At 71.3% G+C, this 14,740-nt stretch carries 12 protein-coding genes; 4 read left to right on the plus strand and 8 right to left on the minus strand.

What is annotated here, in order from left to right:
• Positions 1 to 22 precede the first annotated feature (22 nt).
• Complete coding sequence (locus ACIA5G_RS16700; RefSeq protein WP_395923871.1) at positions 23 to 2,092, plus strand: phosphocholine-specific phospholipase C; 2,070 nt, start codon at positions 23 to 25, stop codon at positions 2,090 to 2,092.
• Here the strand turns inward: ACIA5G_RS16700 and ACIA5G_RS16705 are convergent.
• Positions 2,086 to 2,463, minus strand: a complete 378-nt coding sequence (locus tag ACIA5G_RS16705) for a VOC family protein (protein ID WP_395923873.1) — start codon at positions 2,461 to 2,463, stop codon at positions 2,086 to 2,088. The two genes, ACIA5G_RS16700 and ACIA5G_RS16705, sit on opposite strands and share 7 nt — an antisense overlap.
• 121 nt (positions 2,464 to 2,584) lie before the next feature.
• Positions 2,585 to 3,958, minus strand: coding sequence for a replication-associated recombination protein A (locus ACIA5G_RS16710; RefSeq protein WP_395923875.1), 1,374 nt, complete (start codon positions 3,956 to 3,958; stop codon positions 2,585 to 2,587).
• 141 nt (positions 3,959 to 4,099) lie between these two features.
• On the opposite strand from ACIA5G_RS16710, the gene ACIA5G_RS16715 reads away from it, so the two are divergent.
• The 3 genes from ACIA5G_RS16715 (at position 4,100) to ACIA5G_RS16725 (ending at position 6,831) form a co-directional block, all read left to right on the plus strand.
• Positions 4,100 to 4,795, plus strand: a complete 696-nt coding sequence (locus ACIA5G_RS16715) for a TetR/AcrR family transcriptional regulator (RefSeq protein WP_395923877.1) — start codon at positions 4,100 to 4,102, stop codon at positions 4,793 to 4,795.
• 31 nt (positions 4,796 to 4,826) lie between these two features.
• Positions 4,827 to 6,044 carry a cytochrome P450 gene (locus ACIA5G_RS16720; RefSeq protein ID WP_395923879.1) on the plus strand — a complete coding sequence of 406 codons (1,218 nt, stop codon included), beginning with the start codon at positions 4,827 to 4,829 and terminating at the stop codon, positions 6,042 to 6,044.
• Between the two features lie 61 nt (positions 6,045 to 6,105).
• Positions 6,106 to 6,831 (plus strand): metallophosphoesterase family protein, encoded by a 726-nt coding sequence (locus ACIA5G_RS16725; protein ID WP_395923881.1) that lies wholly within the window; start codon positions 6,106 to 6,108, stop codon positions 6,829 to 6,831.
• Here the strand turns inward: ACIA5G_RS16725 and ACIA5G_RS16730 are convergent.
• From ACIA5G_RS16730 to ACIA5G_RS16755, 6 genes are all read right to left on the minus strand, one after another.
• On the minus strand, positions 6,806 to 7,645 hold the full coding sequence (locus ACIA5G_RS16730; RefSeq protein ID WP_395923883.1) for an SGNH/GDSL hydrolase family protein: 840 nt from the start codon (positions 7,643 to 7,645) through the stop codon (positions 6,806 to 6,808). The two genes, ACIA5G_RS16725 and ACIA5G_RS16730, sit on opposite strands and share 26 nt — an antisense overlap.
• A 122-nt stretch (positions 7,646 to 7,767) precedes the next feature.
• The gene (locus ACIA5G_RS16735; protein ID WP_395923885.1) at positions 7,768 to 8,958 is read right to left on the minus strand and encodes a phosphotransferase; all 1,191 of its coding nucleotides are present in this window, start codon (positions 8,956 to 8,958) and stop codon (positions 7,768 to 7,770) included.
• Between the two features lie 78 nt (positions 8,959 to 9,036).
• Positions 9,037 to 9,984: a DUF389 domain-containing protein gene (locus ACIA5G_RS16740; RefSeq protein ID WP_395923887.1), complete on the minus strand. Its 948-nt coding sequence runs from the start codon at positions 9,982 to 9,984 to the stop codon at positions 9,037 to 9,039.
• Positions 9,984 to 11,759, minus strand: a complete 1,776-nt coding sequence (aspS, locus tag ACIA5G_RS16745; RefSeq protein WP_395923889.1) for an aspartate--tRNA ligase — start codon at positions 11,757 to 11,759, stop codon at positions 9,984 to 9,986. Before aspS ends, ACIA5G_RS16740 begins: the two co-directional genes overlap by 1 nt.
• A 103-nt stretch (positions 11,760 to 11,862) precedes the next feature.
• A complete protein-coding gene (merB, locus tag ACIA5G_RS16750; protein ID WP_395923891.1) occupies positions 11,863 to 12,465 on the minus strand; it encodes an organomercurial lyase in 603 nt (200 codons plus the stop codon).
• 292 nt (positions 12,466 to 12,757) lie between these two features.
• The gene (locus ACIA5G_RS16755) at positions 12,758 to 14,659 is read right to left on the minus strand and encodes an intein-containing Rv2578c family radical SAM protein (RefSeq protein ID WP_395923893.1); all 1,902 of its coding nucleotides are present in this window, start codon (positions 14,657 to 14,659) and stop codon (positions 12,758 to 12,760) included.
• Positions 14,660 to 14,740 lie beyond the last annotated feature (81 nt).

Genomic DNA, 14,740 nt, shown 5'->3' on the forward strand with positions numbered 1-14,740 from the left:
CGCGCGACGAGGGTCGGGAGTCATGCCCGAACTGTCCCGCCGCCGCCTGCTCGGCGTCTCCGGAGCGGCCCTCGCCGGCTCGCTGCTGCCCCCGTCCCTGCACTCGGCGATGGCCGAGCCGATGCGCCGCGGTGGTCTCGACGCCGTCGAGCACGTCGTGGTCCTCATGCAGGAGAACCGCTCGTTCGACCACTACTTCGGCACCCTGCGCGGGATCCGCGGCTTCGGCGACGCGCACCCGCTCGAACTGCCTTCCGGCCGCCCGGTGTTCGAACAGCCGAACCCGGCCGGCGGCACCGTCCTGCCGTTCTCGCTGCGCAAGCAGGCCGAACGCGAAGGCCGCGGCGCCACCGACATCCAGTACCTCGGTGACCTCGACCACAGCTGGACCGGCACCGGGAAGGCCTGGGCGCGCGGCTGGAACGACGGCTGGATCGCGGCCAAGAGCCCCGCGACCATGACCTACTACGACCGCCGCGACATCGCGCTGCAGTACGAGCTCGCCGACACCTTCACCCTCTGCGACGCCTACCACTGCTCGATCTTCGGCTCCACCAACCCGAACCGGAACTTCCTCTGGACCGGCACGGTCGGCTACGAGCCGAACAGCACCGCGCGCGCCGTCACGAACGCCGCGTACTCCTACGACCACGCCGGTTACGACTGGACGACCTACCCGGAACGCCTCGAAAAGTCCGGCGTCTCGTGGCAGATCTACCAGGAATGGGACAACTTCACCGACAACGCGGTCGAGTACTTCGTGCCGTTCAAGAAGATCGGCACGAAGATCCTCGCGTCGGTGAGCGAGAAGTTCCGCACCACCGAAGAGTTCTACGACACGCTCTTCAAGAAGACCCCTGAAGAGCAGCAGAAGCTGCGGGCCGAGTTCGACGCGGGTGTCGCCACGCTGACGCCCGCCGAGCGGCGGCTGTTCGAGCGCGCGATGTACCGCAGTGAGCCGGAAACGCTGGTTTCCCGGCTGCGCGCGGACATCCGGGCGAAGAAGCTGCCGCGGGTCAGCTGGCTGGTGCCCTCGGCGGTCGACTCCGAGCACCCCGGCGCGTCCACACCGGTCGGCAGCGCGAACCTGATCTACGACGTCCTCGACGCGCTCGCCCAGGACCACGACACCTGGTCGAAAACCGTGCTGCTCGTCAACTTCGACGAGAACGACGGTTACTTCGACCACGTCCCGCCGCCAGTGCCGCCGGCCTCCGCGGTGGACGACCGGTTCGGCGGGCAGCCGCTCGGGCTCGGGCCGCGGGTGCCGATGACGGTCGTCTCGCCGTGGACGATCGGCGGGTTCGCCGACTCGACGGTGTACGACCACACGTCGGTGCTGCGGCTGCTGGAGCGCTGGACCGGCGTCGCCGAGCCGAACATCAGCGCGTGGCGGCGCACGGTCGCGGGTGACCTGACGGGCGCGTTCGACTTCGGACGGGCCGGCCGGCCACCCCGGCTCACCAAGCCCGGCCCGGTCCCGGCGCCGATTTCCCGCTGGCACCCCGCCGCTCCCGCGCAACAGGAACCGCCGTCGGTGGAGCCGGGCACGCGGCCCGCCCGCGCGCTGCCGTACCAGGCGTCGGTGTCCGGCACGCTGGACGCGTCGGGGAAGCTCGCGCTGAAGCTGGCCAACAGCGGCCGCGCGCCGGCGCACTTCGCGATCTACGCCTACGCGGGTGAGCTCCCGGAGCCGGCGCACCACGACGTCCTCGGCACACGGGACGTCTCGCTCCCGGTCCCCGGCGCGGCCCACCGGGTGGTCGTGCAGGGCCCGAACCGCGGCTGGTGGGAGTTCCGCGGCACTCGCGCCGGAGTCGGCGTCGACGTGCGGACGCGGTTCGTGCGCGGCGGTCTGGAGCTCACGCTCGTGAACCCGGGCGCCTCGGCGGTGACACTGCGGCTGACGTCACCGCGCCACGGCCGCACCACCCGGGTGATCCGGGTGCCGGCCCGCCGTTCGGTGCCGGTGGCCTGGCCGACCGCGCAGGGCTGGTACGACGTGCGGGTCACCGCCGACGGTGATCCCGCGTTCCTGCGCACGCTCACCGGCCGCGTCGAAGACGGCCGGCCGGGCAGCTGCGGTCAGTAGTCGCCGAGCAGGCAGAACGGGTGCCCGGCCGGGTCGGCGTAGACGCGCCAGCCGCGGCCGTCGGGATCCGGGTCGAGCAGCCGGCCGCCGTGCTGGAGGACCTGGCGGTGCGTCTCGTGCATGTCGTCCACCTCGAAGTCGAGGTGGAACTGCTGCGAGAACGCCGGATCGGGCCAGTGCGGCGGCCGGTACCCCGGCGACCGCTGGAACCCCAGGACCATCCCGTTGACGTGCAGGGTCGCGAAGTCCTCGTCGACCCGCCACCGCGGGTCCGGCCGGTTCACCTCACCGCCCATCACCGCCTGGTAGAAGTACGCGAGCACAACCGGTTCCGGACAGTCCAGGACGATGCACTGCAGCGTCGCGGGCACGGGTACGCCTCCTGCCGTCGGTGGGCGTCCCTCCCCTTTTCAGGCCGCCCCAAGCCGCGAAGCTTACGCAACCCGATGATCTTGAACTCCGTGACCCGTGATCCAGACGGAGGGACCGGCGTCACTGCCCTCGGATCGTCCGGCGCAGCTTCGGGACGCGTTCGGCGAGGGTGCGCTCCGCCCCGCGCTGGGTCGGCTCGTAGTAGTCCTTGCCGACCAGTTCGTCCGGCGGGTACTGCTGCGCCAGCACGCCTTCCGGCACGTTGTGCGGGTAGCGGTAGCCCTGCGCGTTGCCCAGTTTCTTGGCGCCCGCGTAGTGCCCGTCACGCAGGTGCGGCGGGACGCTGCCCGCCAGCCCGGCGCGGACGTCGGCCAGCGCGGCGTCGATGCCGGTGATCACCGCGTTCGACTTCGGCGCGGTGGCCAGGTGGATCGTCGCCTGCGCGAGCGCCAGCCGGCCCTCGGGCATGCCGATGAACTGGACGGCGTGCGAGGCCGCGACCGCCGACTGCAGCGCCGTCGGGTCGGCCATCCCGATGTCCTCGCTGGCGTGCACGACCAGCCGCCGGGCCAGGAACCGCGGGTCCTCCCCCGCCTCGATCATCCGGGCCAGGTAGTGCAGGGCGGCGTCCACATCGGACCCGCGGATCGACTTGATGAACGCGCTGATGATGTCGTAGTGCTGGTCGCCGTCGCGGTCGTAGCGCACCGCCGCCTTGTCCACAGTGGACTCGACGATGGGCAGGTCGATGGTCTTCGCCTCGGTGGCCGACGCCGCGTCCGCCGCGGCTTCCAACGCGGTCAGCGCGCGGCGCGCGTCACCCCCGGCGAGCCGGACGAGGTGGGCGCGGGCGTCCTCGGTCAGCGTCAGCTCGCCGCCGAGGCCGCGCTCGTCGGCCAGCGCGCGCTCGATCAGCTCGGTGATGTCGCTGTCGGTCAGCGGGCGCAGCTGCAGCACGAGCGACCGCGACAGCAGCGGTGAGACGACCGAGAACGACGGGTTCTCGGTGGTCGCCGCGACCAGCAGCACGGTGCGGTCCTCGACCGCGCCGAGCAGCGCGTCCTGCTGGGTCTTGGAGAAGCGGTGCACCTCGTCGATGAACAGCACGGTGTTCTCGGTGTTGTACTGGCGGCGGCGCCGCGCCTCCTCGATGACCCCGCGCACCTCCTTGACCCCCGCCGAGAGCGCCGACATCGCGACGAACCGGCGCCCGGTGGCGATCGAGACGAGGTTGGCCAGCGTCGTCTTGCCCGTGCCGGGCGGGCCGTAGAGCAGCACCGACGCCGGCGCGGCGCCCTCGACGAGCCGGCGCAGCGGGGCGCCTTCGCGCAGCAGGTGCTGCTGGCCGACGACCTCCTCGAGCGAGCGCGGCCGCATCCGCACGGCCAGCGGGGAGCTCGCCGGATCCGCCTGCGGTTCACCCGCGTTCGACGTCGTGCGCTCCGGCGGGGGCGCCACGTCGGCGTTCACGGTGAAGAGCTCGTCCTGTGCCACACGGATGACGTTAACCGAACCCACCGACAGAACCCTTGCCCCGGTCCGCGGAACCGCGCTACCTTCGTGGTGACTGGTTGACCGAAAGTGCGAATCCGGTCAACAGGTCAAACGCTCAACAAAAGCAGCAGGTGGAGACGCATGAGCCATCCCAACCGCGAGCGCGGCGACCGCATCCTGGACGCGGCCGGTGAGCTGCTGCTGCGCATGGGCTACCGGAAGGTCGCGATCGACGACATCGCGCGCGCGGTCGGCATCGGCAAGGGCACCGTCTACCTGCACTGGCGCAACAAGGAGCTGCTGTTCCAGGCGCTGATGATGCGTGAGTCGGCCGACACGACCGGCGAGATCCTGGCCGCGATCAAGGCCGACCCGGCGATGATCCTGCCCCATCGGATGATCTCGGCCTCGTTCCTCGTCACCCACCGCCGTCCGCTGCTGATGGCGATGCTGCGCGGCAACGCCGAGATGTTCGGCTCGCTCGGCGACCTCGCCCTGCGCAAGCAGCAGGACGAGCTGCGCACGCAGTTCGAGGCCACGATGCTCCGGCACGGGCTGATCCGTTCGGACGTCCCGAACCTCACCTTCGCGCTCAACGCCTCGACGCTCGGCTTCTACGTCGGCAACTCGCTTTCCGACGAGTTCGAGGGCATCCCGCCCGAGGAAAAGGCGGAAGTCCTCGCGTTCATGATCCGCACCGCCTTCGAGCCGCCCGGGGAACCGGACCCCCGCGCGGTCGCCGAGGTGGCGGCGGAACTGAGTTCGGCGCTCGAGGAGCTCGTCTCGAGCTACCGGAACGGGATCTACGCACACGATCCCACCAGGGCACCCGGCTGACCCCGGGGCCACACAGGGAAAAGGGGCGGAAATGACCACCACACCGGCGGACACCTGGGGACTGCACGAATCGCAGTTCTGGCTGCGGGGGAAGCAGCCCGAGGAGCGGGTGCACCACACGGAAGAGCTGGGGTTCTGGAACGTCTACGGGCACCCGGAGGCCGAAGAGGTCCTCCGCGACCCGGCGACGTACTCGTCGGACACCACCCGGCTGATCCCCAAGGAGATGATCGAAGAACAGGACGTCGACCTGGAGGCGATGTCCGCGGGCAACCTGCTGCAGCTGGACCCGCCGCTGCACAACAAGATGCGCAAGCTCGTCAGCCGGGCGTTCACCCCGAAGGTCGTCGCGGACCTGGAGCCGCGCATCGCCGCGGTGACGAACGAAATGCTCGACGAAGCGGGCGGTGACGGCCGGCTCGAACTGGTCGAAGACCTGGCCTACCCGTTGCCGGTGATCGTCATCGCGGAGCTGCTGGGGGTCCCCGCGAGCGACCGGCACCTGTTCAAGGGCTGGGTGGACAAGCTGTTCAGCTCGTCGGAGCAGTTCTCGCTGAAGGAGCAGAGCGAGGCGCGCCAGGAGTCGATCAAGACTTCCCTGGAAGGCCAGAAGGCGCTCATCGAGTACCTCGGCGAGCACGTCGACGAGCGGCGCAAGCAGCCGCGGGAAGACCTGCTGACCAAGCTCGTCGAAGCCGAGCTCGACGGCGAGAAGCTGACGCGCAACGAAGTTGTCAACTTCGCGAACGTGCTGCTGCTGGCCGGGCACATCACCACCACGATGCTGCTCGGCAACGCCGTTTTGTGTCTGGACACCCACCCGGAGTGGGACGACCGGGTCCGTGCCGACCGGTCGCTCGTGCCGCCGACGATCGAGGAGTCGCTGCGGTACCTGTCGCCGTTCGCGGCGGTGGCCCGCGCGACCAACCGCGAGGTGGAGCTGGGCGGGGTGACGGTGCCCGCCGACCAGATGCTGATGGTCTGGGTGGCGGCCGCCAACCGCGACGACCGGGTGTTCGCCGACCCGGACACCTTCACCCCGCTGCGCGACCCGAACCCGCACCTGGCGTTCGGCCGCGGGATCCACTTCTGCATCGGGGCGCCCCTCGCGCGACTGGAGGGGCGGGTGGCGCTGAACGTGCTGTTCGACCGCTACCCCGCGCTGCGGACGATCCCGGGTGAGCCGCCGAAGTTCCAGGTCAACCCGAACATGACGGGCGTGCGGGAGCTGCCGCTCACCACGGCGTGAACCGGTTGCGCCCTGGGCGAAATCCCTCGCCCGGGGCGCGGCCGTGCCCGAGGGTGGACCGATGAACGTGGCGGTGCTGTCCGACATCCACGGGGTGCTCCCGGCCCTGGACGCGGTGCTGGCCGAGCCGGACGTCGAGGCGGCGGACCGGATCGTGCTGCTCGGCGACATGCTCGCCGGGCCGATGCCGGTGGAGACGCTGGAGCGGCTGCTCGCCCTGGGCGAGCGGGCGGTGTGGGTCCGCGGCAACGCCGACCGGGAGCTGGCGGCGTCCGCACGTGGTGACGGGATGTTCGTCCCGGACCCGATCTTCCCGTGGGCGGCGAAGCAGCTGCGTCCCGCCGACCTGCCCGTGCTGGACGCGCTTCCGTTGACGGTGTCCTTGGGCGACGTGCTGTTCTGCCACGCGACCCCGCGGAACGACACCGAGATCGTGCTCGTCGACAGCCCGCTGGAGCGGTGGGCGGAGGTCCTCGACGGCGTCACGGCGTCGACGGTCGTGTGCGGGCACACGCACATGCCGTTCGCCCGGCTGGCGGACCGGACGCTGATCGTGAATCCCGGCAGTGTCGGAATGCCTTACGGGACAACGGGTGCACACTGGGCCCTGCTCGGCGACGGCGTCCAGCTGCGGCGCACTTCGTATGACGTCGAGGCGGTGTGCCGGTTCCTCGTTTCGGAGTGTGCTTACCCCGGCATCGAGGAGTGGGCGGACTTCTTCGTCCGCAATCCCGCTTCGGACACGGAAGCGTTGCGAGTGTTCAGCGGCGGACCGAATTCCACATGATGACTGCTGCGTAAGGAAGGAATTCGCGGCCGCGTCGGCACAGCCACGGAATTCCCTTGAGCACCAGCCACCCCACGTGCCCCGCGGGACTCGGCTCGACCCCGCCGCTGCACGTCAGGCTGACCGGCTCCGGCACGTCGAACCCGGCTTCGGCGATCAGGCCGCTGAAGCCGTCCGCGAGCATGCGGTGGCCCAGTTCGGAGGGGTGCAGCCGGTCGACGCTCCACGACGTCAGGTCGTAGGCGCCGGGGAGCCGGTCGAGATCGAGGCAGGGCACGCCTTCGCGGGTGACGACCTCGCCGATCGCCGCGTTCAGCTCGGCGACACGGGCGCTGAGCGCGCGCTTCAGCGACGGCGGCAGGCGGAACACCCTGCTGTGGTCGTGGAAGCGGACGGGGATCACGGTGGTGCCGACGTCCCGCAGCCGGTGGATGACCTCGGTGAGGTCGGCGGCGATGCACGCCGCGTCGAAGTCCGGCCGGAGGGTGTCGTTCATGCCGGCCACCAGCAACGCCACGTCCGGCCGGTGCGCGACGGCGGCGGGCACCTGCTCGGTCAGCACGCACCGCATCCGCGCGCCGGTGAACGACGGGTTCAGGTAACCGTCGTCCTCGACCCCGAGCGCGGCGGCGACCAACGGGCCCACCCCACGCCAGCCACCCCGCCGCGGCAGGGGATCACCGAGCCCGACGGCGGTGGAATCGCCGAGCACAACAAGACGCCGAGCTCTCTTGGGCGACGGAACGGCCACGAGCGCGGGACGGGAGGGTTCGGGAGTGACTTCGACACTCATCACGGTCACGCCCACGACCATCGGACACGGAAGCTCACCTGCGGTGAGGAGGAGGTAACGCGTCCGCGACACCGGGCCTAATTCTTGACGCTCACCTCACGGCGGCCCGAAAAGTCCTGTTCGTGACGGGTCTGCACACGGAGTCAGCGGAAGGCCGGGTAGAACGCCAGGTCCGCGTGCGGCCCCAGCCGTGCCGCCAAGGCAGCCGCCACTCGGGACGAGAACTCCGACACCGCCGTCATCCGGACGTACCCCGCGTGCTTGGCCAGGTCTCGCCACCACGTCACCAGAGCCGCCTCGCGGCTGACCGGGGCCGCGTGGCGGGACAAATCCAGTGAGCCCAGCTCCTCGCCCGTGATCAGCCAGACGCGCAGCAGTTCGCTGGTCGTCAGGTGGGCGGCGAGGACTTCGTCGTCGGCGAGGGCGGGCCAGACGCCCACCACCTCCGCGCGCCAGGCCGCGACCATCGCCTCGCTCATGCCGGCCGGCAGGGCCAGCGCGTCCGGCCAGGCCGCGAACGGCAGGCGCAGGTGGGCGGCGTCGACCAGGGCGGAGCGGACGCAGCCGTATTCGAAGTCGAGGAAGCGGACGCCCTCGCCGGTCACCAGGTTGTTGTCGGGGCTCAGCTCGACCGGGCTGAACGCGCGGAAGCCCGCCGACCGGGACTGCTCCAGTGCGTGGGCGACCTGCTCGCGCACCGCGTCCGGCGCCGGGATGCCCAGGCGCTCCTGGATCAGGCCAGGCACGCGGGCGCAGAGCTCGTCTTCGCGGCCGCCGGAATCGCCCTTCGCGGGGCCGCCCAGCCGCCGCAGCAGGGCGTTGAAGTCCGCTTCGCGCCCGGCGGTGTTCGCGTGCAGCCGGCCCAGCGACCGGGACCAGGACAGCAGGGCACGCTCGGCCGTGCGGGATTCGCGGGCGTAGAGCTTGTCCTCCAGGGTCGGCGTGCGGCCGAGGTCCTCCAGCACGAGCACGCGGTCGCGGCCGTCGTGGGCCAGCAGCTCCGGGCACATCCGTTCGTCCGGCGAAAGCGCCGTGAACAGCTGGTAGCTGACCGCCTCCTGGGCGAACGGGTCGGCCTCGCCCGGCTCCGGCGTTTCCGGGTAGTGCTTGATCACCAGCGTCCGCGGCAGCGCGAACGACGACGACACCACTCTCGCCCGGACGACCGTCGCCGGCCCGCTCCCCGCGAGGTCCTCGGGCGCGACCAGCGTGATCGGACTGCCGAACCGGCGCGAGAGGACCGTCTCGCCCGCCGCGACCGCCGCGGCGAGAGCGAGCTGCTCGGCTCCTGCCCCGACCCCAGCATCGCCGGTGGAGGAGGTGTCGACTGTCATTGTCACCGACCCTACTCGTGACTGAGCAACCATGACTACTGACATCCGGTCAAGAAGGAGCACCCGCCCGGACGGGCTTCATCCCCGTGAAAGCGGACGTGTGCCCACCGGTGAACGTTGCCCATTCCGGCGCACGATCAACACAATGGCCGCTGCTGCAACGATTCCGAGAAGGTTCACCAGCAGCTGACCCACCGATTGGACGCATCGGTTCCACTCCCCCGCCACGGCCGCCACGACCGCGTACCCCGCGGCCGGCACCGTGGTCACGGAGATGAACACCCCCACCAGGGCGGCCGATTTCGCCGACGTCATGGCGAGCATCCCGGCCGCGCCGGCCAGCATCGCCACAACCAGCGACGGTACGCCGACCGAGAACACGAAGTCGACCTCGTTGTGCTGTTTCAGCTCGAACGCCTGCACACCGAAGACGTCGGTCACGCGGACCAGCAGCGCGCCGCCCAGCGTGACGACCATGGCCAGCGGGAACCCGATCCCCAGCGCCGCACCCGCGAGCCGGACGAGGTCCCACCGCCGCAGCACCAGGCCGACCGCGAGCGCGGCCAGCGGCCCGAACTCGGGGCCGACGACCATGGCGCCGACGATCGTCACCGCGGAGTCGGTGAGCACGCCGACCGCGGCAAGCAGGCAGGCGATGGTGAGGAACGCCAGGAACGTCACGTTGAGCCGCGACTCCTCGCCCGTGCGGGCGACCAGCTCCTCCCAGACGACGGCGTCCGCGCCTTCCCCCGGCGCGGCCTCCTCCGCCGCGTCGGCGGCGTCGGACAACGCCGTGTCGAGCGCTTCGAGGGTGATCCCGCCGGTGTGGTCGAGCTCGAGCCCGCACAGCGAGTTGACGATCTCGTCCGCCGCCTCGCGCGCGATGTCGGCCTCGACCAGGTCACCTTCGGGCGCCACGGCGACGCCGCGGTGCACCACGACGTGCGCGGTCCCGGCGTGGGCCCGCAGGACCTCGAGCGCCTGGGCGGTCTTGTCCGGCGGGCACACGGCCCGGAGGTGCAGCACTAGCTCTGCGGGGCGGGGGCCGGCTTCGCGTCGATCCCGGCCTCCTTGCGCTGCTGCGCCGTGATCGGCGCGGGCGCCGCGGTCAGCGGGTCGTACCCGCCACCGGTCTTCGGGAACGCGATCACGTCACGCAGCGAGTCGGCCTTGGCCAGCAGCATGACGATGCGGTCCCAGCCGAACGCGATGCCGCCGTGCGGCGGCGGGCCGAACGCGAAGGCGTCGAGCAGGAAGCCGAACTTCTCCTGCGCTTCCTCTTCGCCGAGGCCCATCAGGCTGAAGACGCGCTTCTGGACGTCGCCGCGGTGGATACGGATCGAGCCGCCGCCGATTTCGTTGCCGTTGCAGACGATGTCGTAGGCGTAGGCCAGGGCGTTGCCCGGGTCCTGCTCGAACTTGTCGATCCACTCCGGGGTCGGCGAGGTGAACGCGTGGTGCACCGCGGTCCACTTGCCGGAGCCGACCGCGACGTCGTCGCCGATGTCCTCGACCGGCGCGAACAGCGGCGCGTCGACGACCCACACGAACGACCAGGCGTCCTCGTCGATCAGGCCGAGGCGCTTGCCGATCTCGTCACGCGCGGCGCCCAGCAGCGGCTGTGTGCTCGCTGCCTTGCCGGCGGCGAAGAAGATGCAGTCGCCCGGCTTGGCGCCCGCCGCGGCGGCGACGTTCTCGCGTTCGGTCTCGGACAGGTTCTTGGCGACCGGGCCGCCGAGCGTGCCGTCCTCGTTCACGAGGATGTACGCGAGGCCGCGCGCGCCGCGCTGCTTCGCCCATTCCTGCCACGCGTCGAGCTGGCGGCGCGGCTGGTCGGCGCCGCCGGCCATCACGACCGAGCCGACGTACGGCGCCTGGAACACGCGGAACGGCGTGTCGGCGAAGAACTCCGTCAGGTCGGTGATCTCGAGGTCGAAGCGCAGGTCCGGCTTGTCCGAGCCGTACTTGGCCATCGCCTCGTGGTAGGTGATGCGCGGGATCGGCCGCGGGATCTCGTGCCCGATCAGCTTCCACAGCGCGGAGACGATCTGCTCGCCGATGGCGATGACGTCGTCCTGCTCGACGAAGCTCATCTCGATGTCGAGCTGGGTGAACTCCGGCTGGCGGTCGGCGCGGAAGTCCTCGTCCCGGTAGCAGCGCGCGATCTGGTAGTACCGCTCCATGCCGCCGACCATGAGCAGCTGCTTGAACAGCTGCGGCGACTGCGGCAGGGCGTACCAGGAGCCGGGCTTGAGCCGGGCCGGGACCAGGAAGTCGCGGGCGCCTTCCGGGGTGGAGCGGGTCATCGTCGGCGTCTCGATCTCGACGAAGTCCTGGTTGTGCAGCACCTCGCGGGCGGCGCGGCTGACCTCGCTGCGCAGCCGCATGGCCGCGGCCGGGCCACTGCGGCGCAGGTCGAGGTAGCGGTGCTTGAGGCGGATCTCCTCGCCGACGTCGACCCGGTCGTCGATCGGGAACGGTAGCGGCGCGGCCTCGGACAGCACCTCGAGCTCGGTCGCGAGGACCTCGATCTCACCGGTGGGGATCTCGGCGTTCGCGTTGCCCTCGGGGCGCTTCGCGACCTCGCCGACGATCTTGACGCAGAACTCCGAGCGCAGCGCGTGGGCGCGCTCGGCCATCTCACCCTCGCGGAAGACGACCTGGGCGACACCGCTCGCGTCGCGGAGGTCGATGAAGATGACGCCGCCGTGATCTCGCCGCCGGGCCACCCATCCGGTGAGGGTGACGGTCTGTCCGGCCTGCTCGGCACGCAGGGTGCCGGCGTTGTGAGTGCGGAGCACTGCGACTGCTCTCCTTCGACATGGGCGGTTCGCGCTGCTTGGAAAGGCTAACGAACCGCCCAGCCTACGACGTCGGCAGGTTTGACTTGCCCGCGGTGCCAGGTCAGAGAACGAACTTGGGCCGGGCCTCCAGCGCGGCCACCAAGCGGTGGGCCTGGGCCAGGTAGGCCGCGACCTGGTAGATGCGGCCGCCGGGGTGGGACACCACCCAGTTCGCCGCCGCCGACGCCGACGCGAAGAACGGCTGGCCGGCGCAGGCCATCGCGTCGACGTTCTCCAGCCCGAAGCCGAGGTCCAGCGCCGCGACCACCGCGGACGGCGGGTCGGCCTGCAGGATCGTGCGCGCGGTGAGGTCGATGCGGATGTGGGTGCCGGTGACCGGGCAGACCGCGGCCGCGTGCACCCGCTCGCCGGTCGCGATGGCCAGCAGGAACATGTCGACCGAGCCGTCGGGGCCCGCGCCGAGGGTGCCTTCGGCCGGCTGGAGCCGGTGGTGGGCGCCGCGGGGCGCCGGGCCGGTGCTGACGAGGTCGCGGTGGAGGGTGAAGCCGATCAGCTCGACCAGCCGGCGGGCTTCGACGGGGGCGACGCCGACGGTCGCGGCCAGCCTGTCGACACCCACCGGGTGCCGGCCGGCGCGGGTCAGCTTCAGCGCGGCCCACGCGAGCCGGGCGGCCGCGACACGGTCGGTCTGCGAGGTCGTCAACGTCCGGCTCCCTTCGGGATCGATCCCTTCGACGTTAGGCGTCGGCGATGCAGGACGACAACGACACGATCGGACATTTTCCCGCAACCCCCCGACTGCGAGCCCCGAAACGGCCGCGAGTACGGCGAACGGAGCAGCGCGAGCCGCTCCGGGTGACGCCTTCACCCACACGGCGGCGCGGCGGGTGATCACACACCCGGGGGTGGGGTTGTCCACAAAGGACCGATCGACGGGCTGCCTGGAGAGCCGCTGTCTCGGTCGCACACGACCCGACACCTGCCGTCAACCGCCATCAGAGGAGGCGGAGCTGCTCCGCCGCCGGCACGTCCTCCCGCGGCTCGGGCACCGACGGCTCCGGCCCACGCGCGTCGTACCCCGTCTTCGGGGCCAGTCCGTGCCGCCTCAGCAGCGGTGCCACTCGCTCGCCCAGCCGCTCGCGGTACGCCTTCTGCACGTAGCTCCCCCGCGCGTACAGCTCCCGGTACCGCGGCACGAGCGCCGGGTACGAGCCGGCCAGCCAGCGGCCGAACCACTCGCGGGCGCCGGGCCTCAGGTGCAGCGGGATCACTGTCACGCTGGACGCGCCGGCGTCGGCCAGCTGGGCGAACAGCGCGTCGAGTGCCTCGGCGGAGTCGGTCAGCCACGGCAGCACCGGCGCCACCAGCACCGAGCACGGCAACCCCGCCTCGCGGGCCTTACGGATCAGCTCCAGCCGCGCGCGCGGGCTCGGTGTGCCGGGCTCCAGGCGGTGCTGCAGCTCGCCGTCGAGCAGGGCGAGTGACACCGCGAGCCCCACGGGCACGTCGCGGGCGACGTCCTGCAGCAGCGGCAGGTCGCGGGCCAGCACCGTGCCCTTGGTCAGGATCGACAGGGGTGTTCCGGACCGCGCCAGCGCCGTGATGATGCCCGGCATCAGCCGGTAACGGCCTTCCGCGCGCTGGTACGGATCCGTGTTCGTGCCCATCGCGACGTGTTCGCGCCGCCACGACGGCCGCTTCAGCTGGGCCGTCAGGACCTCGGGTGCGTTGATCTTCACCACGACCTGGGTGTCGAAGTCGCGGCCGGCGTCGAACTCCAGGTAGGTGTGGGTGTTCCGGGCGAAGCAGTTGTGCGACACCATGCCGTCGGCCACGAAGTCGCCGGTGCCGGTGGTGATGTCGAACAGCGGGAGCTGCAGCCCCAGCGGCTCGATGGACTCGACGAGCCGGCGGTTCGCGCCGATCACCGCGCCGTCCAGCGACCGCTTCCACGCCACCGCGGGGTTGCTCACGTGCAGGAAGCGCAGCGCCTCACCCGCCCCGCCGAGCAGCCGGACCTCCTGGCGGGTCGGGAACTTCGGCACCTCGTCGAGCTGGTGGGCGAAGCCGAAGCGGGTGAGCGCGGCGGCGAAGGCGTCGGTGATCTCGGGTTCGTCGTGCGCCACCGCGAGCACCCCGCGGCCGTAGCCGCCCGCGAGGTCGAAGACGCCGGCGAGGAAACCGCGCTGCCAGTGCGCGTCCGGGTCCGCGGGCACCTGGAGGAACCCGACCGACGCGCCGAAGTCCGGCAGGTAGCGCAACGCGCGCGTGGCGGCGTCGGTCTCCGCCGCGAACCCGCCGGAACGCAGCATCCCGCAGAGGTAACCGGCGCGGTAGCCGAGCGTTTCGTCCGGCGTGGGCGCGAAGCGGCCGACGCCGATCAGCTCGGTGCCGGGCTCGAGGTGCGGCCGCTGCGCGACGCCGAACTTGCTGCCGGTGACGTGCTTCCAGCCCTTGCTCGTGAGGAACCGGTGGTCACCGCCGGCGACGAGCCGGGTGCCGTCTTCGAGCGTGACGCGGAAGGCCTCGCGCAGGGTGGTCCAGTGCGCGAGCACCTTGGTCGGCACCAGCCGCCGGGCGGCGCCGTGGCCGCGGGTGCCGTAGATCTCGTCGCCGACCTTCAGCTCGGAGAGGGCCTTCGTTCGGCCGTCCGCCAGCAGGATCCGGGTGCCGCCTTCGAGGCAGTACGTGCAGGCGTGCGAGCAGCCGCGGTAGGGGTTGACGGTCCAGCCGAACGGCACGCCGGAGCCCGCGGGCACCTTGTTCAGCACCGAACGGGCGTGCACCTCGTGAAAGGTGACGCCGTCGAATTCCGGTGACCGCACGGAACGCACCAGGCCCTCCAGCCCGGGCAGTGCCGGCTCACCCTCCCCTGCTCGCTGCCGATCCCATCGCACGGCGTCAGTCGAACATATGTTCTAGTCGAGTGTCAAACCCGTTCACCAAGGGCGGATTCCGGGTGGGACGGGTGGTGCGGA

The sequence above is a fragment of the Amycolatopsis sp. NPDC051758 genome (assembly GCF_044453095.1).
Taxonomy (GTDB): Bacteria; Actinomycetota; Actinomycetes; order Mycobacteriales; family Pseudonocardiaceae; genus Amycolatopsis.